At 67.2% G+C, this 22,596-nt stretch carries 18 protein-coding genes; 14 read left to right on the top strand and 4 right to left on the bottom strand.

Going from position 1 to position 22,596, the window contains the following annotated elements:
- Nucleotides 1–161: 161 nt before the first annotated feature.
- Entirely contained in the window at nt 162–1,895 is a 1,734-nt protein-coding gene (locus tag J8I82_RS23125; protein WP_431831574.1) for a phospholipid carrier-dependent glycosyltransferase, read from the bottom strand.
- Nucleotides 1,896–2,147: 252 nt separating this feature from the next.
- Here J8I82_RS23125 and J8I82_RS23120 point away from each other — a divergent pair, with 252 nt between their 5' ends.
- Nucleotides 2,148–2,819 carry a response regulator gene (locus J8I82_RS23120; protein WP_209761200.1) on the top strand — a complete coding sequence of 224 codons (672 nt, stop codon included), beginning with the start codon at nt 2,148–2,150 and terminating at the stop codon, nt 2,817–2,819.
- The gene (locus tag J8I82_RS23115; protein WP_209761199.1) at nt 2,816–4,174 is read left to right on the top strand and encodes an ATP-binding protein; all 1,359 of its coding nucleotides are present in this window, start codon (nt 2,816–2,818) and stop codon (nt 4,172–4,174) included. Before J8I82_RS23120 ends, J8I82_RS23115 begins: the two co-directional genes overlap by 4 nt.
- 57 nt (nt 4,175–4,231) lie before the next feature.
- On the opposite strand, the gene J8I82_RS23110 is transcribed toward J8I82_RS23115, so the two are convergent.
- Nucleotides 4,232–6,577: a Tex family protein gene (locus tag J8I82_RS23110; RefSeq protein ID WP_209761198.1), complete on the bottom strand. Its 2,346-nt coding sequence runs from the start codon at nt 6,575–6,577 to the stop codon at nt 4,232–4,234.
- A gap of 143 nt (nt 6,578–6,720) precedes the next feature.
- Between J8I82_RS23110 and J8I82_RS23105 the strand changes: the two genes are divergently transcribed.
- Genes J8I82_RS23105 through yoaA form a run of 3 tightly spaced genes read left to right on the top strand, consistent with a single transcriptional unit; the run spans nt 6,721 to nt 10,031 of the window.
- Nucleotides 6,721–7,548, top strand: coding sequence for a hypothetical protein (locus J8I82_RS23105; RefSeq protein WP_209761197.1), 828 nt, complete (start codon nt 6,721–6,723; stop codon nt 7,546–7,548).
- 35 nt (nt 7,549–7,583) lie between these two features.
- Nucleotides 7,584–7,787 carry a DUF465 domain-containing protein gene (locus J8I82_RS23100; RefSeq protein WP_209761196.1) on the top strand — a complete coding sequence of 68 codons (204 nt, stop codon included), beginning with the start codon at nt 7,584–7,586 and terminating at the stop codon, nt 7,785–7,787.
- Between the two features lie 21 nt (nt 7,788–7,808).
- Nucleotides 7,809–10,031: a DNA repair helicase YoaA gene (gene yoaA, locus J8I82_RS23095; RefSeq protein WP_209761195.1), complete on the top strand. Its 2,223-nt coding sequence runs from the start codon at nt 7,809–7,811 to the stop codon at nt 10,029–10,031.
- A gap of 84 nt (nt 10,032–10,115) precedes the next feature.
- On the opposite strand, the gene J8I82_RS23090 is transcribed toward yoaA, so the two are convergent.
- Nucleotides 10,116–10,946 carry an outer membrane protein assembly factor BamD gene (locus tag J8I82_RS23090; protein ID WP_209761194.1) on the bottom strand — a complete coding sequence of 277 codons (831 nt, stop codon included), beginning with the start codon at nt 10,944–10,946 and terminating at the stop codon, nt 10,116–10,118.
- Between the two features lie 17 nt (nt 10,947–10,963).
- Between J8I82_RS23090 and J8I82_RS23085 the strand changes: the two genes are divergently transcribed.
- Together J8I82_RS23085 and pgeF are read left to right on the top strand one after the other, a co-directional pair.
- Entirely contained in the window at nt 10,964–12,229 is a 1,266-nt protein-coding gene (locus J8I82_RS23085) for an RluA family pseudouridine synthase (RefSeq protein ID WP_209761193.1), read from the top strand.
- Nucleotides 12,213–13,016 carry a peptidoglycan editing factor PgeF gene (gene pgeF / locus J8I82_RS23080; RefSeq protein WP_209761205.1) on the top strand — a complete coding sequence of 268 codons (804 nt, stop codon included), beginning with the start codon at nt 12,213–12,215 and terminating at the stop codon, nt 13,014–13,016. Before J8I82_RS23085 ends, pgeF begins: the two co-directional genes overlap by 17 nt.
- A gap of 4 nt (nt 13,017–13,020) precedes the next feature.
- Here pgeF and J8I82_RS23075 read toward each other — a convergent pair whose 3' ends face one another.
- Nucleotides 13,021–13,275: a hypothetical protein gene (locus tag J8I82_RS23075; protein WP_209761192.1), complete on the bottom strand. Its 255-nt coding sequence runs from the start codon at nt 13,273–13,275 to the stop codon at nt 13,021–13,023.
- Between the two features lie 435 nt (nt 13,276–13,710).
- On the opposite strand from J8I82_RS23075, the gene phaC reads away from it, so the two are divergent.
- The 7 genes from phaC (at nt 13,711) to bktB (ending at nt 22,591) form a co-directional block, all read left to right on the top strand.
- Nucleotides 13,711–15,480, top strand: coding sequence for a class I poly(R)-hydroxyalkanoic acid synthase (phaC, locus tag J8I82_RS23070; RefSeq protein ID WP_209761191.1), 1,770 nt, complete (start codon nt 13,711–13,713; stop codon nt 15,478–15,480).
- An 84-nt stretch (nt 15,481–15,564) separates the two neighbouring features.
- Entirely contained in the window at nt 15,565–16,746 is a 1,182-nt protein-coding gene (locus tag J8I82_RS23065; protein ID WP_209761190.1) for an acetyl-CoA C-acetyltransferase, read from the top strand.
- Nucleotides 16,747–16,850: 104 nt separating this feature from the next.
- Complete coding sequence (locus J8I82_RS23060) at nt 16,851–17,591, top strand: 3-ketoacyl-ACP reductase (RefSeq protein ID WP_209761189.1); 741 nt, start codon at nt 16,851–16,853, stop codon at nt 17,589–17,591.
- 425 nt (nt 17,592–18,016) lie between these two features.
- Nucleotides 18,017–18,568: a polyhydroxyalkanoate synthesis repressor PhaR gene (gene phaR / locus J8I82_RS23055; RefSeq protein WP_018004481.1), complete on the top strand. Its 552-nt coding sequence runs from the start codon at nt 18,017–18,019 to the stop codon at nt 18,566–18,568.
- A 229-nt stretch (nt 18,569–18,797) separates the two neighbouring features.
- Nucleotides 18,798–19,766 (top strand): tRNA dihydrouridine synthase, encoded by a 969-nt coding sequence (locus tag J8I82_RS23050; protein ID WP_209761188.1) that lies wholly within the window; start codon nt 18,798–18,800, stop codon nt 19,764–19,766.
- A gap of 145 nt (nt 19,767–19,911) precedes the next feature.
- Nucleotides 19,912–21,291 carry a 30S ribosomal protein S12 methylthiotransferase RimO gene (rimO, locus tag J8I82_RS23045; RefSeq protein ID WP_209761187.1) on the top strand — a complete coding sequence of 460 codons (1,380 nt, stop codon included), beginning with the start codon at nt 19,912–19,914 and terminating at the stop codon, nt 21,289–21,291.
- 115 nt (nt 21,292–21,406) lie between these two features.
- Nucleotides 21,407–22,591, top strand: a complete 1,185-nt coding sequence (bktB, locus tag J8I82_RS23040) for a beta-ketothiolase BktB (protein WP_209761186.1) — start codon at nt 21,407–21,409, stop codon at nt 22,589–22,591.
- The last annotated feature ends 5 nt before the right edge of the window (nt 22,592–22,596 follow it).

Here is a 22,596-nt window from a genome sequence, read left to right as displayed (position 1 = left end):
TAGACCTCCCACGGCGTGGTTTCCAGGATGCGGCGCGTCAGGTGATGGCCGATGAAGCCGTTGACGCCGAGAATCAGTACTTTCTTGCCTTGCATTGTGTTGACGATCGCATGGAAAAGAAGGCGTGCCACGCGAGCGCAGCACGAAACACCGGCGGCACGCTAGCGCGCGCCGGCGACGGGAAAGTTGGCCACGGCCACGCGCCGCCAGTCGCGCGCGATCACGTGCATCGGCACGCGCGCGCTCAATTCGGCAAACGCCCGCGGCGAGAGCAGCGCCACGGCACGCGGGCCGTGCTGCCACGCATCGACAAAAGCATCGATGGTCGGCAACCACTTCTGCGGCTCCTGCTCCGTGCCGAAGGCCAGTTCATCGGGCTGCGCCACCATGGTGAGCGGATGTCGCAGGTAGAAGGGCAGCGTATGGTCGAGCATGCCCACGCCATAGAACGGCATGCCGGGCCGCAACACGCGCTCGATCGGTGCAGCCAGGCCGATGCCCGATGCCGATCGGCCGATGGCCTCATGGCCGAGCAGGGCAACGGTGAATGCCAGCAGCATGCCCAGCGCGTAAGCCGCGATGCTTGCCATGCGCCCGTGCCGGCGCAGCAGCCACAGCGCGGCGAGCGTGCCGGCGCAGACGAGGGCAAACGCCATCGCGACCCAGACGGCGTAGGCGCGATAGAGCAGGTTCGGTGTGTTGTTGGAATCGAGGGTCGCCACCACGGGACTCGCCAGCAGCCCCAGCGCGCCGATCGCCAGCATCGCCCAAAGCTGCGTGCGCCACGCCGGCACGCCGGTTTGCGCCAGCGCGGCACCGGCGAGGATTGCCAGCGCCGGGAACACCGGCAGGATGTAGCCGGGCAGCTTGGAACCCGACAGGCTGAAGAAGACGAAGATCGACAATGCCCACACAGCGCACATCAGCGCGGGCTGGAACGGTGCCGGGCAGCTTGTCACTGCGGTCACGGTGCTCCCCGCGCGTTGCCTGACGATGCGGACCATCGCCGGCAATACCCCAAGCCACGGCATGAAGCCGCCCAGCACCAGCGGGACGAAGTACCACGGCGGACCCTGGCGCGAATGCACGGTCGACGTGTAGCGCTGCCAGTGCTCGTGCACGAAGAAGAAGTGCAGGAACTCGGGATTGCGTCGTGCCACCAGCCAGTACCACGGCACCGCCACCAGCAGCATCAGCGCAATGCCCGCAAGCGCATGCAAGCGCCGCCACAGCGCCAGATCGCGCGTGACGCAGGTGTACGCCACCAGCGCCAGTGCCGGCAGCACCACCCCGACCAGCCCCTTGGTCAGCAGCGCAATACCCATCGACGTCCAGCACGCCAGCATCCAGTTGCGTTGCGCCGATGGCGTGGCGCGAGGGTGCTGCGCCACCAACATGCTCGCCAGCGCACAGGCCAGAACGCCGGAAAGCGTCATGTCGAGCGTATTGAAGTGAGCCGCGGCATTCCACATCGGCGCCGATGCCAGCACCAGTCCTGCCAGCCATCCGGCGCGCACGCCGAACCAGCGGCCCGCCGCCAGCATCGACGCGGCCACGCCGGCGAAGCCAGCGAGCGCGACGCACAGCCGCGCCTGCCATTCGCCGATGCCGAACAGCGTGTATGACAAGGTCGTCACCCACATGTGGAAGGGCGGCTTCTCGAAGTACTTCAGCCCGTTGTAGCGAATCGTGACCCAGTCGCCGCTGACCAGCATCTCGCGCGCGATCTCGGCATAGCGGCCCTCGTCCGGTCCCAGCAAGTGGCGTGCGCCCAGCGTGCCGAACCACAGCAGCGCGAACGCCAGCACCGCCAGCACGAGCGCACCGGCGGGGATGCCTGCCACCCGCACGGCATATAGGGGCCGCGCGGCGAGACGCTCGGCGTGCGTCAGCACGACTGGGTTGGCAGGGCTGGAGGGCAGGTGTGACGGCAAGGCAGCGCGGGCGGAAGAGTTGAAGGCCTTGTCGGCGCCGGCGCAAGGCGCGGCGTTGAACAGGACAAGGCCTGGCAATGCGAGCGCGAGGATAAGCCGCCAACCTTAATGGCACATTAAGCCTGCGGGTGCACAATCGATGTCCTGCACGGCGTGACGGCCGCATAACACCTGCATAACACGCGCATAACCCCCGCATGACACCCCCGCAACATGAGAATCCTTATCGTTGAAGACGACCCCATGCTCGGCGACGGCCTGCGGCGCGGGCTGCAGCTGCTGGACTATGCGGTCGACTGGTTCAGCACGGCCGCGGAAGCCGACCATGCGCTCGAGATGGCCGGCTATGACGCCGTGGTGCTGGACCTGGGACTGCCCGGCGAGGACGGCATGGCGCTGCTCGCGCGCTGGCGCGCGCGCGGCTGCTGCATTCCCGTGATCGTGCTGACCGCGCGGGATGCGATCGAAAGCCGCATCGGCGGGCTCGACGCCGGCGCCGACGACTACCTGGTCAAGCCGGTCGCGCTCGACGAACTGGCCGCGCGCCTGCGCGCCGTGACACGCCGGGCCGTGGGGATGTCGTCGCCGGTGTGGAAACACGGTGCGCTGGAATTCCATCCCGCCGGCAGGCAGGCGTACTGGGCCGGCACGCCGGTGGAATTGACCAGCCGCGAAGCCATGCTGCTCGAACTGCTGCTGGCCCACCCCAACCGCCTGCTGACGCGCGATTTCCTGCGCGACAAGCTCTATGACTGGCAGGGCGGCGTGGAAAGCAATGCCCTGGAAGTCCACATTCACCACCTGCGCCGCAAGATCCATCCCAGGATCGTGCGCACCTTCCGTGGCGCGGGCTACACGCTGGGCGCCGCCGAGGACTGCCAATGACGCTGCAGCGACGGCTTATCCTCGCCGTGCTGATCGCCACGCCGGTGGTCTGGCTGCTGACCATCGGCCTGACTTACGTGCGCGCCCGGCATGAGATCAACGAGCTGTACGACACCGACATGGTGCGCATGGCGCTGCAGATGCACTCGGTGGTGCCGATGGTCGACCTTGCCGCCGGGCAGTCGCGCACCCGGCTGCCGCAGCTGGTGGATGGCGACCAGGGCGATGCCGGCCTGGGCGACCTTGCCATCGCCGCGTGGTTGCCGGACGGGCAGCCCCTGCACATCGATCCGGAGGGCGACCTGCTGCCGCGCGCGCCGGGCGTGAAGGGCTTTACGGATACCGTGCTCGACCGCCAGCGCTGGCGGCTCTATTACCTCGACGATCCCGATACCGGCTGGCGCGTCTGCGTCGGCCAGCAGCTGGCCGAGCGCAACGAGCTGATCCTGTCCTATATCGCCGCGCAGGTGCTGCCATGGGCCGCGGGCCTGCCCCTGCTGATCGGGCTGCTGATCTGGTTCACGCGCCGCGCGATGGCGCCGGTGCGGACGTTGTCGGCCGACATCGAACGGCGCGCGCCCGACGACCGCCAGCCGCTCAGCCTGGCGGCGGTGCCTGGCGAGCTGGTGCCGCTGGTCCACGCGATGAACCGGCTGCTGGCGCGCGTTTCAGACTCGATCGAGCACGAGCGCCGCCTGACTGCCGACGCCGCGCATGAGATGCGCACGCCGCTGGCCGCGCTGAAGGCGCAATGGGAGCTTGCCGAGCGCTCGCCGGACGCCGCGGAGCGCAACCAGGCCCGCGCCAACGTCGCCGCCGGCATCGACCGCATGAGCCGGCTGGTATCGCAGCTGCTGACGCTGAGCCGGCTGGAGGATGCCTCGGCGCTGCCGTCGCGCCAGCCGGTCAGCTGGCTGCCGGTGGCGCAGCAGGCGCTGTCGGACTGCCTGGCGCTGGCGCAGCAGAAGCAGGTCGATGTGGAGCTCGAATGGCCGGAGCAGGGAGGGAACCCGCTGCCGGTCGCGGGCGATGCCAACCTGCTGTCCTTGCTGTTGCGCAACCTGCTCGACAATGCCATCCGCTACAGCCCGCCGGGGGCGCTGGTCACGGTGGATTTCGGGCAGGACGGCATTTCCGTGCGCGACCAGGGGCCAGGCATCGCCCCCGATGTGCTGGCGCGGCTGGGCGACCGGTTCTTTCGTGGGGGCGGGACGCACCGGGAGCATGGGCATGGTCTAGGCGTTTCCATCGCTCTGCGCGTGGCGAGGCTGCACGGACTCGACCTTGCCTTCACCAACCGGACCGACGGCGCGACGGGATTGGTCGTGACGATCGCCCGCGGCGGCACGCAATGAAAAACGCCCCGCACTGCTTCGTGCGGGGCGTCCCGGGCTTTGCGTGGCGCGTGCCGTTCAGCGCTTGAGCTTGGCAAATGCCGCCGCCATGGCGCCCGCCGGCTCCGGCTCGCGGCGGCCGCCGCCGAAGCCCTTGCCTCCGTTGCGCTGGCCGCCACGCTCGCCACTGCCGCTGCGCGGCGCCGCCTGGCCCGGCTCGTCATCCAGCCGCATCGACAGCCCGATGCGATTGCGCTTGACGTCGACCTCCATCACCTTGACCTTGACGATCTGGCCGGCCTTGACCACTTCGTGCGCGTCCTTGACAAACTTGTTCGACAGCGCCGAGATGTGAACCAGGCCGTCCTGATGCACGCCGATATCGACGAACGCGCCGAACGCCGCCACGTTGGTGACCACGCCTTCCAGCACCATGCCGGGCTGCAGATCCTTCACGTCCTCCACGCCTTCCTGGAAGGTCGCGGTCTTGAACTCGGGGCGCGGGTCGCGGCCGGGTTTTTCCAGCTCGGACAGGATGTCGCGCACGGTCGGCAGGCCGAACGACTCGTCCGTGAATTTTTCCGGCGACAGGCCGCGCAGGGCTTCGCGGTTGCCCATCACGTCGCGCAGGCCCTTCTTGATGGCATCGAGGATGCGCTGCACCACGGGATAGGCTTCCGGGTGCACCGAGGAGCGGTCCAGCGGGTTGTCGCCATCGTTGATGCGCAGGAAGCCGGCTGCCTGCTCGAAGGTCTTGTCGCCCAGGCGCGGCACCTTCTTCAGCGCATGGCGGTTGGCAAAGGCGCCATTGGCATCGCGGTACTCGACGATATTGCGCGCCAGCACCGTGTTCAGGCCCGACACGCGCGCCAGCAGCGGCGCCGAGGCGGTGTTGACGTCCACGCCCACGGCGTTCACGCAGTCTTCCACCACGGCATCGAGCGTACGCGCCAGTTCGCGCTGGTTGACGTCGTGCTGGTACTGGCCCACGCCGATCGACTTGGGATCGATCTTGACCAGCTCTGCCAGCGGGTCCTGCAGGCGGCGTGCAATCGACACCGCGCCGCGCAGCGACACGTCCAGGTCCGGGAATTCCTTGGCGGCCAGTTCCGACGCCGAATAGACCGATGCGCCGGCCTCGCTGACCACGATCTTGGTCAGCTTCAGTTCGGGCATCTGCTTCATCAGGTCCTGCACCAGCTTGTCGGTCTCGCGGCTGGCGGTGCCGTTGCCGATCGAGACCAGCGCGACGTTGTGCTGCCTGGCCAGGCGCGCCAGGGTGGCGAGCGAACCGTTCCAGTCGCGGCGCGGCTCGTGCGGGTAGATGGTTGCCGTATCGAGCAGCTTGCCGGTGCTGTCGACCACCGCGATCTTGCAGCCGGTGCGGATGCCGGGGTCGACGCCCATCACGGCCTTGGGGCCGGCCGGCGCGGCCAGCAGCAGTTCATGCAGGTTGCGGCCGAACACCTTGATGGCTTCGCTTTCGGCGGTTTCGCGCAGTTGCGTCAGCAACTCGGTTTCCAGGTGAGGCTGCACCTTCACGCGCCAGCACCAGCGGCACACGTCGCCCAGCCACTTGTCGGCGGGACGGCCCAGCTGCTGGATGCCGACATGGCGCGCGATCATGCCTTCGCACGGGTGCGGCACCATCGCGTCCTGCTCTTCGCCCAGGCCCAGCTTGACCATCAGCACGCCCGCGTTGCGGCCGCGGAACAGCGCCAGCGCGCGGTGCGACGGCACCGTGCGGATGGTTTCGCTGTAGGCGTAGTAGTCGCGGAACTTCTCTTCCTCGGCGGTTTCCTTGCCTTCCATCACGGTCGATGCGACCACGCCGTTGTTCCACAGGTGTTCGCGCAGCTTGCCCAGCAACTCGGCGGTCTCGCCGAACTGCTCGGACAGGATGTCGCGCGCGCCGTCCAGCGCGGCCTTCACATCGGGCACGCCGCCGTCGGCGGTCGGGTTGCCGTTGACGTACTTGGCGGCCTCGGCCTGCGGGTCGAGCGTGGGGTCGGCCAGCAGCGCCAGCGCCAGCGGCTCCAGTCCGCATTCGCGCGCGATCTGGGCGCGGGTGCGGCGCTTGGGCTTGTAGGGGAGGTAAAGGTCTTCCAGCGCCTGCTTGGTTTCGGCGGCCTCGATGGCGGCCTGCAGTTCAGGCGTGAGCTTGCCTTGCTCCTGGATCGACGCCAGGATGGCCGCGCGGCGGTCTTCCATGTCGCGCAGGTAGAGCAGGCGCTCTTCCAGGTTGCGCAGCTGCGTGTCGTCCAGGTTGCCGGTCACTTCCTTGCGGTAGCGGGCGATGAACGGGACGGTGGCGCCCTCGTCGAGCAGGTCCACGGCGGCCGCGACCTGGCGCGGCTGCACGGACAGCTCAGCCGCGATGAGCGACACGATTTTTTGCGAGACGGAAGCGGGCAGGTTGGACATCTGAAAACGCAGTCGGTCGAAAGCGGGGCATTTTGCCACAAGCGCGCCGCAGTTCGGCCACGCTTGCCGCCGGCGCCGCGCAAGGGGCGTTACCGGCATGTGCGGGGCAGGCCGCGAGGCGGCCCGGATGCTAGAATCCCGTCATGATCGCCAAGCCCCGTCCGGCCGCCGCCCAGGCCACTTCAGCGGCAGTCTCGCCCCTATCCTCGACCATAGTCCCGCCCGCATCCTCGCCGGCCATGCCAACCGTCGCCAACGTGCCGAAACCCGTACTCTTTCAAGCTGCCAGCCTGGCAGTGCTGGCGCTGGCCGCCGGCGCCGCGTTGCTGCCGGCGCGGCCGGCACTGGCGCAGGCTTCTGCGCCGGCCGCCGGGGCGACGCGCGATTTCGGGGCCGAACGCAAGGCCATCGGCGATTCGCGCGCCTGGACCAACTACCGTTTCTCCGCGGCCGAGCACGAGTGCTACAGCAAGTTCTTCGTCAACAGCTGCATCGACAAGGCCAAGGAAGCCCAGCGCCAGGAGCTGCAGGTGCTGCGCAAGCGCGAACTGGAAGTCGGCGAGGCAGAGCGTGCGCACCGCGCCGCCGAACGGGACCGCGAGCAGGCGCTGCGCCGTGCCGAGTTCGAGGCCAGCCAGCCGCAGCGCGCCGCCAGCGAGCAATCCAGCCGTACCGCGTTCGAAAAGAAACAACAGGAACAGCAGCTGCGCGATGCGCAACGCCAGGGCGAAGCGCCGCAACGTGCCGCCAATGCACAGGCGTATCAGCAGAAGCAGTCCGACTTTGACGCCAGGATGAAAGAGGCGCAGCAGAAGGGCGCCGAGCAGGCTCGCCAGCGCGAGGAGAACGTGAAGGCGTACGAGGCCAAGCAGCGCGATCTCGAGCGGCGCCAGAAGGAACTGGAAGAGCGGCGTGCCAAGGCCAAGGAACAGCAGGGCCAGGCGTCGGCGCCGCGCCCGTTTGGCTTCTGAGCCGATCGCACGGTGACCGTACAGCGGAGGCGCACATGGACAGCAACCTGAATACCCTGGAGCGGCGCATCATGGAGTTGCAGATCGAGCACCGCGACCTGGACTTCCTGATCGACCGGCTTTCCAGCGACGCCGTCCATGACGAGTTGCAGCTGCGCCGCCTGAAGAAGCGCCGACTGAAGCTGAAGGACGCCATCACGCTGCTGCAGTTGCAGCTTGAACCCGACGTGCCGGCCTGAGCATCCGGGCCGCCGCTCCAGATGCCGCCGGCACACCGACCGGCGGCTTACACAAAGTATTCCCCCACCTTGTCCGATCTTTCCGATTCCCCCGAGCAAGACGACGCCACCAGCGCGGACGACGCAACGGGCGTGCATGACGCCGCCGCGCGCGCCGCCAGCGCCATGGACGCCGGAGCCAGCCGAAGCGCCGAACTTGGCACCATCTTTGCCGATACCGGCACGCTGGCGCAGGCCATTCCGGGCTACCGGCCGCGCGCTTCGCAGCACAAGATGGCCGATGCCGTCGCCGAGGCGATCGCGTCCAACGACACAGTGATCGTCGAGGCCGGCACCGGCACCGGCAAGACCTACGCCTACCTGGTGCCGGCCATGCTGTGGGGCGGCAAGGTCATCCTGTCCACCGGTACCAAGAACCTGCAGGACCAGTTGTTCCTGCGCGATATCCCGACGGTACGCCATGCGCTGAACGTGCCGGTCTCGGTGGCATTGCTCAAGGGCCGCGCCAATTACGTCTGCCACTATCACCTGGAACGCGCGCAGGCTGCCGGGCGGCTGGCATCGCGCCAGGACGCCGCGTGGCTGCGCGACATCGGCCGCTTCGTCAAGGAAACCAAGACCGGCGACAAGGCCGAGCTGGCCGCCGTGCCCGAGAACGCGCCCGTATGGCAGATGGTGACGTCGACGCGCGACAACTGCCTGGGCTCGGAGTGCCCGTTCTACAAGGACTGCTTCGTGATGCGCGCGCGCAAGGAAGCGCAGCAGGCCGACGTGGTGGTGGTCAACCATCACCTGTTCTTTGCCGACGTGGTGCTGCGCGATACTGGCATGGCCGAGCTGCTGCCCGCCGCCAACACCGTGATCTTCGACGAAGCGCACCAGCTGCCCGAGACCGCGACGCTGTTCTTCGGCGAGACGCTGTCGACCAGCCAGCTGCTCGAACTGGCCCGCGACACCGTGGCGGAGGGCCTGTCGCATGCGCGCGACGCGGTCGACTGGGTGGCGCTGGGCGCGCCGCTGGAGCGTGCCGCGCGCGACCTGCGGCTGGCGTTCAGCAAGGACAACGCGCGGCTGGCGCTGGGCCAGATCGAGGCCGACCGCCGCATCGCCGAGCCCTTCAATGAAACGCTCGATGCGCTGGACGAGGCGCTGTCCGCCTTCGTCGAGATGCTGGAAAGCCAGGCGGAGCGCGCCGAATCGCTGCAGCAGTGCCATCGGCGCGCGCTGGAGCTGGCCGAGCGGCTGGCGGCATGGCGCAGCGATGCCGTTGCCGCGCCCTTGCCCCCCGCGCCGGCAGGCGAGGGCGGCGAGGGCGGCGCGGCAGCCCAGGCGCCGACGCCCGCGGAAACAGTACGCTGGGTCGAAGTGTTCTCCCACACCGTGCAACTGCACCGCACGCCGCTGTCGATCGCGCCGATCTTCTCGCGCCAGCGCGGCGGCCAGCCGCGCGCGTGGGTCTTTACCTCGGCCACGCTGTCGGTCAAGGGCAACTTTACGCACTATGCGGCCCAGCTTGGGCTCGACAAGGACCGGTCGCTGACGCTGCCGAGCCCGTTCGACTACGCGAAGCAGGGGTTGCTGTATGTGCCGCGCGACATGCCCGCGCCGCAGTCGCCGCAGTTCACCGATGCGGTGGTGCAGGCCGCGCTGCCGCTGATCGAGGCGGCCGGCGGGCGCACTTTCCTGCTGTGCACCACGCTGCGCGCGGTGCAGCGCGCGTCTGACCTGCTTTATGATGCCTTCGCCGAGCGCGGCCTGAACCTGCCGCTGCTGGTGCAGGGCCAGGCCAGCCGTACCGAGCTGCTCGACCGCTTCCGCGAACTGGGCAACGCCGTGCTGGTAGGCAGCCAGAGCTTCTGGGAAGGGGTGGACGTGCGCGGCGAGGCGCTGTCGCTGGTGATCATCGACAAGCTGCCGTTCGCGCCGCCGGACGACCCGGTGCTGGCCGCGCGCATGGAAGTGCTGCAGAAGAAGGGGCTGAGCCCGTTTGCCGTGCACCAGTTGCCGCATGCGGTGATCACGCTGAAGCAGGGCGCGGGGCGGCTGATCCGCTCGGAGTCCGACCGCGGCGTACTGGCCATCTTCGACACCCGGCTGGTGGAAAAACCCTATGGCCGCCAGATCTGGCAGAGCCTGCCGCCGTTCACGCGCACGCGCGAGGCAGCCACGGTGGTGCGCTTCCTGGAATCGCTGCGCGGCGAGGGCAAGGCGGCGCCCGCCGAGGAAGCGGGCGCGGCAGGCTGAAAAGCGCACCCCTGGAAAACAAAAACGGGACGGTCATGCGACACGTCCCGTTTTTTTATCGCCGCCGGTGCGCGTGGGCGAGGTTCAGAACACTTCCCACCAGGCCTTGTCCTTGCGGCGTTCGCCGTACTTGATGAAGTCGCTTTCCGGGAAGTTCTTCTCCATCACGCGGGCGGTATCGTCGCGCAGGTCCTTCATGCCCATCGCATCGTACGAACGGATCATGATGTACAGCGCTTCCTCGTTGGCCGGCGCGCCGTCATAGTCCTTCAGCGCCTGCTGCGCGCGGTTCACCGCGGCCAGGTAGGCGCCGCGCTTGTAGTAGTAGCGCGCGGCATGCACCTCGTGCTGGGCCAGCGAGTTGACGATGTACTGCATGCGCAGCGCGGCGTCGGCGGCGTACTTGCTGTCCGGGTACTTGGTGATCAGCGTATTGAACGCGTCGTAGGCCGCGCGTGCGGCCTTGGGGTCGCGCTCGCTCAGGTCCTGGCCGGAGAAGCGGCCCAGCCAGCCCAGGTTGTCGTTGAAGTTGATCAGCCCCTTGAGATAGTAGGCGTAATCGATGTTGGGGTGGTTCGGGTGCAGCTGGATAAAGCGGTCCACCGCGGCCAGCGCTGCGGCCGTCTCGCCGTCCTTGTAGTTGGCGTAGGCGGTGTCGATCTGCGCCTGCTGCGCATAGCGCCCGAACGGATAGCGGCCCTCGAGCTTTTCGTACAGCTTGACGGCGCGGGTGTAGTCGCCGCCATCCAGTGCGTCCTTGGCTTCCGAATATAATTTGTTGGCCGACCAGCCGGCGGTCTCGTCGGGCTGGTCGGCCAGCAGGCCGCATGCCGACAGCATGACGCAGCCGCCTGCGAGCAGAACCGCTCCAATTGTCGCGCGCCACGGCGCGCGTTTCATGCTCTGCAATTGCATGGGCAATCGTATCCCGGATGAAGAAAAATAGCGTCAAGCATTATAGCCCAAGCCCCCAACCTCAAGCCCGACCGGGCGCAGGTGTGGGAGGACTGCCACCCGAACAGGTACGCGCGGCCGCGGCCGTGGCCGATTCAGAGGAATTCGAAGACCTTGCCGATGCCGCGCCGGCCAATGCCGCGCCAGGCGCCGAGGCGGGGGTGACGCTGTCGCTCGAGGTGGACAGTGCCGCGCATGGCGAACGCCTCGACAAATTGCTCGCGCGTCACTTCAGCGAATTCTCGCGCAGTCGCCTGCAGCAGTGGATCGAGAGCGGCGCGGTGCGTGTCGACGGCCAGGTGCGTCGCCCGCGCGATGCGGTGCAGATGGGCAACCGCATCGAGGTGCAGCCGCAGGCCGCGCCGGAGTCTTCCGCCTTTGCGCCGGAAGACGTGCCGCTGGACGTGGTCTATGAAGACGATACGCTGCTGGTGATCAACAAGCCCGCCGGGCTGGTGGTGCATCCGGCCGCAGGCAACTGGAGCGGCACCGTGCTCAACGGGCTGCTCCATCGCGATCCAGCTGCCGCGGCGCTGCCGCGCGCCGGCATCGTGCACCGGCTCGACAAGGAAACCTCCGGCCTGATGGTGGTCGCGCGCACGCTGACCGCGCAGACTGACCTGGTGCGCCAGCTGCAGGCGCGCACGGTCAAGCGCACGTACATTGCTCTGGTGTGGGGCCGCACCTACGACGAGGGCACCATCGATGCGCCAATCGGCCGTGACGCGCGCGAACGCACCCGCATGGCGGTCGTGCACACGGCCAGTGGAAAGCCCTCGCGCACGCATTTCCGCACGCTGGCCACGGTGCCGCTGGGCCGCAGCTTTGTCTCGATGGTGATGTGCAAGCTCGAAACCGGACGCACGCACCAGATCCGCGTGCACTTCGAATCGATCGGCCATCCGCTGGTGGGCGATCCGGTCTACTTCCGCGCGACGCAGCGCGGCCAGCGTCCGGCGATCCGTGTGCCGCTGCCGGTGCCATTCGAGCGCCAGGCGCTGCATGCGTACAAGCTCGGGCTGGTGCATCCGGCGACCGGCCGCCATATGTCGTGGACCGCGCAGCCGCCAGCGGACCTGCAGGCGCTGGTCGATGCGCTCGACTTCGAAGGCGCGCAGGATGAGGGCGAAGAAGAGGCCTGGGGCGAAGTGTGGGAGGGCGGTGAAGCCCACTGGGAATATGCCGGCGGGGATGGCGAGGATGGTGACGACGATGACGACGATGATGATGAGCGCGACGCCTGACTCGCAATGGCTGGTTCCCGACTGGCCGGCGCCGGCGCGCGTGCGCGCGCTGTCGACCACGCGCCATGGCGGCGTCAGCCAGGCACCGTACGGGCTTGCCGGCGGCGTGCCGGGCGGGCTCAACCTGGGCACGCATGTGGGCGACGATCCATCGGACGTCGCGCGCAATCGCGAACGCCTCGCCGCGCACCTGCCGTCGATGCCGCGCTGGCTTGACCAGGTGCATGGCTGCGCCGTGGTCACGGCCGACCACGTGGCCGGTGCAAGCGATCGCGCCCCGCAGGCCGATGCCAGTGTCGCGATCGCACCGGGCGATGTCTGCGCCGTGATGACGGCCGATTGCCTGCCGGTCCTGCTGTGCGATACGCAAGGTTTGGTGGTGGGCGCTGCGCATGCCGGCTGGCGCGGGCTGTGCAACGGCGTCATCGAAGCCACGCTGGCACGCATGGAGGCCGCAGCCGGTGGTCATGGCCGGCGCTGGCTGGCGTGGCTCGGGCCGGCCATCGGGCCGGATGCGTTCGAAGTCGGCGCCGAGGTGCGTGACGCCTTCCTGGCGCAGGCGCATCCCGGCGAGCAGGCCGTTGTCGGCGCGGCTTTCCGTGCCGGTGCCCCGGGCAAGTACCTGGCCGACATCTATGCCCTCGCGCGCACGCGGCTGGCACGCGCCGGCTGCACCGAGGTGTATGGCGGCACCGCCTGCACCGTCACCGACGCAGCGCGCTTCTACTCCTATCGCCGCGACGGCGTGACCGGCCGCATGGCCAGTTTGGTCTGGCTGGCCGACTGAGGCGTCAGTCTTTCCTCTCCGGCGTTGTTTCCGCGGCCGGCGGCACATCGCTGCCGGCCTGCGTGGCGCGCTCGGCTTGCGCGCTGCGCTCGGCTTGCAGCTTGCGCCGCCGCCGCGCCGGGGTGCCGAGGATGTACAGCACCAGTGCCACCGGCGCCAGGCCATAGAACACGAACGTGGCGACGCCCGCCACCACCGTGTGCTCGGTGATTGCCATCATCAGCGCGACATAGAGCCAGCCAATGGCCACGATGTACATAAAATTTTCATCCTTCTCGTCTATCCTGCGGAGCCTCGGCGGAGGCAGGCGCGGCATACCGTCCGGTAGGTCGGGCAGCGCGCCGCGCCGGGGGCCGATTTCCGCATTGACAGCGCGTGCGTTGCAAGGCAACAATGGCCTCAGATGTCTCGGAATCGCTGACGATTCCAAGGTTTTTTGCCGGCAAGCATACCGCATGGCGTTGCCAGCCAGAGCGCCGCGGTAGCCGGTAAAAAAGGGAGTTGCTATCGGGATGGGCGGAGCCCGCCGCGCAAGCGCGGCGACTGGGTTCCGGCGAAATTATCTGGCTAGCCTGCCCGATTCGGGTGAGGACGCGCCGGGTCCATCCGGATAGCATCTCCCAATGCAAGAGTGCCGGCCAGGGCAATGCCCGGAGCCGGTTCGTATAGTGACGGCAGAGAGACAATTCACATCATGGCGACCGGCAAAGGTGCGGCAGCTTCCACACAGGAAGGCAAGTCCCAACCGTTCAAGTTCACGCCGGGGCCATTCGATCCAGCCACATGGCTGGAATGGTCCCGCCAGTGGCAGGGCACAGACGGCAACGGCCATGCGGCCGGTGCAGGCATTCCGGGCCTGGATGCGCTCGCAGGCTTGAAGATCGCCCCGGCGCAGCTGGGCGATATCCAGAAGCGCTACATGAACGACTTCGTGGCTTTGTGGCAGGCCATGGCCGAGGGTAATCCCGACGCCGCGGGGCCGCTGCATGACCGGCGCTTTGCCGGCGAAGCGTGGCGCAACAATGTTCCTTACCGCTTCGCGGCCGCGTTCTACCTGCTCAACGCACGCGCCATGACCGAGCTGGCCGATGCCGTCGAGGCCGACGCCAAGACGCGCCAGCGCATCCGCTTCGCGATCTCGCAATGGGTCGATGCGATGTCGCCGGCCAACTTCCTGGTCACCAACCCCGAAGCGCAGCGGCTGCTGATCGAATCGGGCGGCGAATCGCTGCGCGCCGGCGTGCGCAACATGCTCGAAGACCTGACGCGCGGCAAGATCTCGCAGACCGACGAGACCGCGTTCGAGGTCGGCCGCAACGTCGCCGTGACCGAAGGCGCGGTGGTCTATGAAAACGAATTCTTCCAGCTGCTGCAATACAAGCCGCTGACCGGCAAGGTCCACGCGCGCCCGCTGCTGATGGTGCCGCCGTGCATCAACAAGTACTACATCCTCGACCTGCAGCCGGAAAGCTCGCTGGTGCGGCATGTGGTCGAGCAGGGCCATACCGTGTTCCTGGTGTCGTGGCGCAATCCCGATGCCAGCCTCGCGGCCGCTACCTGGGACGATTACATCGAGCACGGCGCCATCCGCGCCATCGAGGTCGCGCGCGATATCAGTGGCCAGGACCAGATCAACGTGCTGGGCTTCTGCGTGGGCGGCACCATCGTCTCGACCGCGCTGGCGGTGCTGGCCGGGCGCGGCGAGCATCCGGCCTCGAGCCTGACGCTGCTGACCACGCTGCTCGATTTTGCCGATACCGGCATCCTCGACGTTTTCGTCGACGAAGCCCACGTACAGCTGCGCGAAGCCACGCTGGGTGGCGCTGCCGGCGCGCCGTGCTCGCTGCTGCGCGGGCTGGAGCTGGCCAATACGTTCTCGTTCCTGCGTCCGAACGACCTGGTGTGGAACTACGTGGTCGACAACTACCTGAAGGGCAACACGCCGGTGCCGTTCGACCTGCTGTTCTGGAACGGCGATGCCACCAACCTGCCGGGCCCGTGGTACTGCTGGTACCTGCGCCATACCTACCTGCAGGACGAGCTGAAGGTGCCCAACAAGCTGACCGTGGCCAACGTGCCGGTCGACCTGGGCAGCATCGACACGCCGACGTATCTCTACGGCTCGCGCGAGGACCATATCGTGCCGTGGACCGCCGCCTATGCCTCGGCGGCGCTGCTGAAGAACAAGGTGCGCTTCGTGCTTGGCGCATCCGGGCATATCGCCGGCGTGATCAACCCGCCGGCCAAGAACAAGCGCAGCCACTGGACTAATGACACGCTGGCGGCATCACCGCAGCAATGGCTGGCCGGTGCCACCGAGCACCACGGCAGCTGGTGGCCGGACTGGATGGCATGGCTCGGCGGCCATGCCGGCGCCAAGCGCGCCGCACCCGCCGAATACGGCAACGCACGCTATCCCATGATCGAACCCGCGCCTGGGCGTTACGTCAAAGCCAAGGCTTGATGCTTGCAGAATGGCGCCGGCGCCGCCACACCGGCGGCGCCGGCAACGTTGCAGGCTTTCCATTTCCATCGAAAGGACTACACCATGACTGACGTTGTCATCGTTTCCGCGGCCCGTACCGCAGTAGGCAAGTTTGGCGGATCGCTGGCCAAGATCCCGGCCCCGGAACTGGGCGCCGTGGTCATCAAGGCGGCGCTTGAGCGCGCCGGCATCAAGCCGGAACAAGTCAGCGAGGTCATCATGGGCCAGGTGCTGACCGCCGGCTCGGGCCAGAACCCGGCGCGCCAGGCGTCGATCAAGGCCGGCCTGCCGGCCATGGTGCCCGCCATGACCATCAACAAGGTTTGCGGCTCGGGCCTGAAGGCCGTGATGCTGGCGGCCAATGCCATCGCTGCCGGCGATGCCGAGATCGTGGTGGCCGGCGGCCAGGAAAACATGAGCGCCGCGCCGCACGTGCTGCCGGGCTCGCGCGACGGCTTCCGCATGGGCGACACCAAGCTGGTCGACACCATGATCGTCGACGGCCTGTGGGATGTGTACAACCAGTACCACATGGGCATTACCGCCGAGAACGTTGCCAAGGAATACGGCATCACGCGCGAGGCGCAGGATGAATTCGCGGTCGGCTCGCAGAACAAGGCCGAAGCCGCCCAGAAGGCCGGCAAGTTCGACGAGGAAATCGTGCCGGTGCTGATTCCGCAGCGCAAGGGCGACCCGGTGGCGTTCAAGACCGACGAGTTTGTCCGCCAGGGCGCCACGCTGGACAGCATGTCCGGCCTGAAGCCCGCCTTCGACAAGGCCGGTTCGGTGACCGCGGCAAACGCCTCGGGCCTGAACGACGGCGCCGCCGCGGTGGTGGTGATGTCGGCCGCCAAGGCCAAGGAACTGGGCCTGACGCCGCTGGCCACGATCAAGAGCTTCGCCAACGCCGGCGTCGATCCCAAGGTGATGGGCATGGGCCCGGTGCCGGCTTCCAAGCGCGCGCTGTCGCGTGCCGGCTGGACGCCGCAGGACCTCGACTTGATGGAAATCAACGAGGCCTTCGCCGCGCAGGCGCTGGCGGTGCACCAGCAAATGGGCTGGGATACCTCCAAGGTCAACGTCAACGGCGGCGCCATCGCCATCGGCCACCCGATCGGTGCATCGGGCTGCCGTATCCTGGTGACGCTGCTGCACGAGATGAAGCGCCGCGACGCCAAGAAGGGCCTGGCCTCGCTCTGCATCGGCGGCGGCATGGGCGTGGCGCTGGCGGTGGAGCGCAACTGATCCGCAACTGATCCGCAACCAGGCTGCAACAAATCAGCAGTAGGCCGGGCCAGCGGTCCTCGCGGGCCCGGCAACGATAACGAAGAGCCAATCAAGGAGTGGACATGACTCAGCGCATTGCGTATGTGACCGGCGGCATGGGCGGCATCGGGACCGCCATTTGCCAGCGGCTGGCCAAGGATGGCTTTCGTGTGGTGGCCGGCTGCGGCCCCAACTCGCCGCGCCGTGAAAAGTGGATCGAGCAGCAGAAGGCGCTCGGCTTCGATTTCGTCGCCTCGGAAGGCAACGTCGCTGACTGGGATTCGACCAAGGCAGCCTTCGACAAGGTCAAGGCCGAGGTCGGCGAGGTCGATGTGCTGATCAACAACGCTGGCATCACGCGCGACGTGGTGTTCCGCAAGATGACCCGCGCCGACTGGGATGCGGTGATCGACACCAACCTGACCTCGCTGTTCAACGTCACCAAGCAGGTGATCGACGGCATGGTCGACCGCGGCTGGGGCCGGATCGTCAATATTTCGTCGGTGAACGGCCAGAAGGGCCAGTTCGGCCAGACCAACTACTCCACCGCCAAGGCCGGCCTGCACGGCTTCACCATGGCGCTGGCGCAGGAAGTGGCGACCAAGGGCGTGACGGTCAACACCGTTTCGCCGGGCTACATTGCCACCGATATGGTCAAGGCGATCCGCCAGGATGTGCTCGACAAGATCGTCGGCACGATCCCGGTCAAGCGCCTGGGCGAGCCGGACGAGATCGCTTCGATCTGCGCATGGCTGTCGTCCGAGGAATCCGGTTTCTCCACCGGCGCCGACTTCTCGCTGAACGGCGGCCTGCACATGGGCTGACCGGCCGGCGTGATCGGCAACCGCGCCGGCGGCCGCATTTTGCGGTGCAGCCAGCGCGGCGCACAAGGCGGCGGAGCTTTCATTCCGATGTCACTTTCGCGGGCCTCAAGGGCCCGCGAATCATTTTTGCGCCGCGGCATTTTTGCAGATTTGGCAGGGGTTTACCGGGTTTTCCTTAAGCTGGGTCGCTTTTCTTAGTGCTGTGTTGGGCATAGAATCAGGGCAGCGGCGCAGCCAGCACCATAGTCGTGCAGCGCGGCCCTCGCGGGGGCGAGGTGGCGAAGCCGCAACGCGCAGCCATGCGCGAACAGGCCGCGGCAAGCCAACACGACAATCACAGATGGCGCAGGCGGTACCGATTTGCGCAGTGCACCCCATGCGGTGCAGCAGCGCGCAATCAGCGACGACACAAGGACAGAGCACCGATGGCCACGACCAAAAAAGGCGCAGAGCGACTGATCAAGAAGTATCCGAACCGCAGGCTCTACGACACCCAGACCAGCACCTATATCACCCTGGCTGACGTCAAGCAGCTGGTCATGGATTCCGAAGAGTTCAAGGTCGTTGACGCCAAGTCTGGGGATGAACTGACCCGCAGCATTTTGCTGCAGATCATCCTTGAAGAAGAGACCGGCGGCGTGCCGATGTTCTCCAGTGCCATGCTGTCGCAGATCATCCGGTTCTATGGCCATGCCATGCAGGGCATGATGGGCACCTACCTGGAAAAGAACATCCAGGCCTTTATCGATATCCAGAACAAGCTGGCCGAGAACTCCAAGGGCCTGTATTCGGGTGAAGCCTTCAGCCCGGACATGTGGTCGCAGTTCATGAACATGCAGGGTCCGATGATGCAGGGCATGATGAGCAACTACATCGAGCAGAGCAAGAACCTGTTCGTGCAGATGCAGGAACAGATGCAGAACCAGGCCAAGAATATGTTCGGGACGTTCCCGTTCAACCAGCCGGACAAGAAGTAATCGATGTGGCGGCGGGCCGCCTGGCCTGCCGCTTTTCCTGTGCGCTGTTGATAAAAACTTCCAGCGTGCAGCGTAGCGGCCAAAGCGGTTAAAATGCCGACCTCCTGAACTGGCGGCTCATTTGCGGACTCGCCTGCAAAGCGCGAATCCCGATGCCTTCCAGAATCCACCGTCCTTGCCAATCGCGCGCCCGTGCACCCGGCGCGCGCCGCCTGGCGCACTCCTGATTATGAGCCGGCTGATCCTCGCTCCGATGGAGGGGCTTGCGGACTATGTCTTGCGCGATGTGCTGACCGGCCTGGGCGGCTTCGACGGCTGTGTGTCGGAGTTCGTCAGGGTAACGGGCTCGCTGCTGCCCGCGCGTGTCTATGAGCGGGATACGCCCGAAACCCTGGATGGCGGCTATAGCCGCAGTGGCACACCGATGGTGATCCAGTTGCTCGGCAGCGATCCCGAATGGCTGGCCCGAAATGCCGCCTATGCCGCAACCCTGTCGCCGCACGGCATCGACCTCAACTTCGGCTGTCCGGCGAAGGTGGTCAACCGGCATGGCGGCGGCGCCATGCTGCTCGGGCAACCTGAATTGTTGAACCGCATCGTTGCCGCCGTGCGCGCGGCGGTGCCGTCGCATATTGCCGTGACCGCCAAGATGCGGCTGGGCATTTCCGATACCGCGCTCGCCCTGGACTGCGCCGCCGCACTGGCGGAAGGCGGGACGGCGTCGCTGGTGGTGCATGCGCGCACGCGCGACGAGGGTTATCGGCCGCCCGCGCATTGGGAGTGGATCGCGCGGATCGCGGAGGCCATCGACATTCCGGTGGTTGCCAACGGCGATGTCTGGACCGTTGCCGACTGGGAGCGCTGTCGCGCAGTGACCGGTTGCGACGATGTGATGATCGGGCGCGGCGCGGTCTCCGACCCGTTCCTGGCCCGGCGTATCCGCGGCCAGATGGAGAGTACGCCGTCCGCCGCCGAATGGCCGCTGGTGCTGCGCCAGATCTCGCTGTACCTGAAGAAGCTGCACGATCGGATCTCGTCCTGCCATGAGCACGGGCGGGTCAAGCTCTGGCTCAGCTACCTGAAGCGGACCTGGCCGCAGGCCGCCGAACTGCATGCCGCAATCCGGCGCATGCACGACTCGGCCGAGATCGCGCGCCTGCTGCCGAGTGTTCCCGGCGCCGCTCCGATTCCTGACTGAATCAGGTCATCAAGTGTGGCGTCAGGCGCCGGCAAAGCCCGGCGAAAGGGTAAAATACGCGATTGGCCTGCAATTGCCGGGCGCCCGATCGCCCGCGCGATAACCGGATATACTCCGCCCGCCTGCCCTACATTCGTATCGCACCGTGAAAAACCCTTCAGAATCAACGACCCAGAAAGACCATAGTCCTCGCGTGGGTTTCGTTTCGCTTGGCTGTCCCAAGGCCCTGGTCGACTCCGAGCAGATCATCACCCAGCTCCGCGCCGAGGGCTATGCCATCAGCGGCACCTATGACGGCGCCGACCTGGTGGTGGTCAATACCTGCGGCTTTATCGACGAGGCCGTCCAGGAAAGCCTGGACGCCATCGGCGAGGCGCTTACCGAGAACGGCAAGGTCATCGTGACCGGCTGTCTCGGCGCCAAGAAGGACGCAGCGGGGCAGGACATCGTGTCGTCGGTGCACCCCAAGGTGCTGGCCGTGACCGGCCCGCATGCGCTGGGCGAAGTGATGCAGGCCGTGCACACGCACCTGCCGAAGCCGCACGACCCGTTCACCGACCTGGTGCCGGCTGCCGGCATCAAACTGACGCCCAAGCACTACGCCTACCTGAAGATCTCGGAGGGTTGCAACCACCGCTGCTCGTTCTGCATCATCCCGTCGATGCGCGGCGACCTGGTGTCGCGCCCGGTGGCCGAAGTCATGCTGGAGGCCGAGAACCTGTTCAAGGCAGGCGTCAAGGAGCTGCTGGTGATCTCGCAGGACACCAGCGCCTATGGCGTCGACGTCAAGTACCGCACCGGCTTCTGGAACGGCCGCCCGCTCAAGACCCGCATGACCGAGCTGGTAGCGGCGCTGGGCGAACTGGCCGCGCAGTATGGTGCCTGGGTGCGCCTGCACTACGTCTACCCGTATCCGCACGTCGACGAGATCATCCCGCTGATGTCGCAGGGCCACGTGCTGCCTTACCTCGACGTGCCGCTGCAGCACGCCCACCCGGATGTGCTCAAGCGCATGAAGCGCCCGGCCAACGCCGAAAAGACCATGGACCGCATCCGCGCCTGGCGCGAGATCTGCCCCGAGCTGACCATCCGCAGCACCTTTATCGCCGGCTTCCCGGGCGAAACCGAGGCCGAGTTCCAGACGCTGCTGGACTTTATCGCCGAGGCCGAGCTCGACCGCGTCGGCTGCTTTGCGTACTCGCCGGTGGAAGGCGCCACGGCCAACGACCTGCCGGGCGCACTGCCTGACGAGGTGCGCGAAGAGCGCCGCGCCCGCTTCATGGAAGTGGCCGAGGAAGTGTCGGCGCGCCGACTGCAGCGCAAGGTCGGCCAGACCCTGCGCGTGCTGGTCGACGAGGTCAACCAGGACGGCGGCATTGGCCGTTCGTCGGCGGATGCGCCGGAAATCGACGGCCTGGTCTATATCGCGCCGCCGGAGCGCACCTCGCAGCGCTACCGCGCGGGCGAGTTCGTCGACGTCACGATCACGGGCGCCGATGGCCATGACTTGTGGGGCGAGGTCTGAGCTAGTCCTGCCGGACGAGGCCGGCGCGGTGGCGATTAGGTAAAAGTACGGTCGTTCGTTTTTGCGCCGCCGCCGCTATACTGTGCGGTGCAACATACCTCCTTGGAGACAAGTCATGACACGTGAAGTCGTAGTGGTGAGCGGTGTGCGTACCGCGATCGGGACCTTTGGTGGCAGCCTGAAGGATGTGGCGCCGGCAGAACTGGGCGCGCTGGTCGTGCGCGAGGCGCTGGCCCGTGCGCAGGTATCCGGCGACGACGTCGGCCATGTGGTGTTCGGCAACGTGATCCAGACCGAGCCGCGCGACATGTACCTGGGCCGCGTGGCCGCGGTCAACGGCGGGGTCTCGACCAACGCGCCCGCGCTGACCGTGAACCGCCTGTGCGGCTCGGGCCTGCAGGCCATCGTCAGCGCCGCGCAGACCATCCTGCTGGGCGATGCCAACGTCGCCATCGGCGGCGGTGCCGAAAGCATGAGCCGTGCCCCGTACCTGGCGCCGGCGGCCCGCTGGGGCGCCCGCATGGGCGACGCCGGCCTGGTCGACATGATGCTGGGCGCGCTGCACGATCCGTTCCACCGCATCCACATGGGCGTCACCGCCGAGAACGTGGCCAAGGAGTATGACATCTCGCGCGCGCAGCAGGACGAGGCCGCGCTGGAATCGCACCGCCGCGCGTCCGCCGCGATCAAGGCCGGCTACTTCAAGGACCAGATCGTCCCGGTGGTAAGCAAGGGCCGCAAGGGCGAGGTCACTTTCGACACCGACGAGCACGTGCGCCATGACGCCACCATGGACGACATGACCAAGCTCAAGCCGGTTTTCGTCAAAGAGAACGGTACGGTCACGGCCGGCAATGCCTCGGGCCTGAACGATGCCGCCGCGGCGGTGGTGATGATGGAGCGTGCCGAGGCCGAGCGCCGCGGCCTGAAGCCGCTGGCGCGCCTGGTGTCGTACGGCCATGCCGGCGTGGATCCGAAGACCATGGGCATTGGCCCGGTGCCGGCGACGAAGATCGCGCTGGAACGTGCCGGCCTGCAGGTGTCGGACCTGGACGTGATCGAAGCCAACGAAGCCTTCGCCGCGCAGGCTTGCGCCGTGACCAAGGCCCTGGGCCTCGATCCGGCCAAGGTCAACCCGAACGGCTCGGGCATCTCGCTGGGCCACCCGATCGGTGCCACCGGTGCGCTGATCACGGTCAAGGCGCTGTACGAGCTGCAACGTGTGCAAGGCCGCTACGCGCTGGTGACGATGTGCATCGGCGGCGGGCAGGGCATTGCCGCCATCTTTGAGCGGATCTGAGGTTC

The organism is Cupriavidus consociatus, from assembly GCF_017814975.1.
In the GTDB taxonomy this organism is placed as follows: domain Bacteria; phylum Pseudomonadota; class Gammaproteobacteria; order Burkholderiales; family Burkholderiaceae; genus Cupriavidus; species Cupriavidus consociatus.
Note: the sequence above shows the minus strand (reverse complement) of the source record. Positions and strands in the feature narration are given on the sequence as shown.

Excerpts from the sequence above, each read along its gene's own strand:
- J8I82_RS23120 (WP_209761200.1), top strand. The coding sequence starts at position 2,148 with ATGAGAATCCTTATCGTTGAAGACGACCCCATGCTCGGCGACGGCCTG.
- J8I82_RS23115 (WP_209761199.1), top strand. The coding sequence starts at position 2,816 with ATGACGCTGCAGCGACGGCTTATCCTCGCCGTGCTGATCGCCACGCCG.
- J8I82_RS23110 (WP_209761198.1), bottom strand. The coding sequence starts at position 6,577 with ATGTCCAACCTGCCCGCTTCCGTCTCGCAAAAAATCGTGTCGCTCATC.
- J8I82_RS23105 (WP_209761197.1), top strand. The coding sequence starts at position 6,721 with ATGATCGCCAAGCCCCGTCCGGCCGCCGCCCAGGCCACTTCAGCGGCA.
- J8I82_RS23100 (WP_209761196.1), top strand. The coding sequence starts at position 7,584 with ATGGACAGCAACCTGAATACCCTGGAGCGGCGCATCATGGAGTTGCAG.
- yoaA (WP_209761195.1), top strand. The coding sequence starts at position 7,809 with ATGCCGCCGGCACACCGACCGGCGGCTTACACAAAGTATTCCCCCACC.
- J8I82_RS23090 (WP_209761194.1), bottom strand. The coding sequence starts at position 10,946 with ATGCAATTGCAGAGCATGAAACGCGCGCCGTGGCGCGCGACAATTGGA.
- J8I82_RS23085 (WP_209761193.1), top strand. The coding sequence starts at position 10,964 with ATGAAGAAAAATAGCGTCAAGCATTATAGCCCAAGCCCCCAACCTCAA.
- pgeF (WP_209761205.1), top strand. The coding sequence starts at position 12,213 with ATGAGCGCGACGCCTGACTCGCAATGGCTGGTTCCCGACTGGCCGGCG.
- J8I82_RS23075 (WP_209761192.1), bottom strand. The coding sequence starts at position 13,275 with ATGTACATCGTGGCCATTGGCTGGCTCTATGTCGCGCTGATGATGGCA.
- phaC (WP_209761191.1), top strand. The coding sequence starts at position 13,711 with ATGGCGACCGGCAAAGGTGCGGCAGCTTCCACACAGGAAGGCAAGTCC.
- J8I82_RS23065 (WP_209761190.1), top strand. The coding sequence starts at position 15,565 with ATGACTGACGTTGTCATCGTTTCCGCGGCCCGTACCGCAGTAGGCAAG.
- J8I82_RS23060 (WP_209761189.1), top strand. The coding sequence starts at position 16,851 with ATGACTCAGCGCATTGCGTATGTGACCGGCGGCATGGGCGGCATCGGG.
- phaR (WP_018004481.1), top strand. The coding sequence starts at position 18,017 with ATGGCCACGACCAAAAAAGGCGCAGAGCGACTGATCAAGAAGTATCCG.
- J8I82_RS23050 (WP_209761188.1), top strand. The coding sequence starts at position 18,798 with ATGAGCCGGCTGATCCTCGCTCCGATGGAGGGGCTTGCGGACTATGTC.
- bktB (WP_209761186.1), top strand. The coding sequence starts at position 21,407 with ATGACACGTGAAGTCGTAGTGGTGAGCGGTGTGCGTACCGCGATCGGG.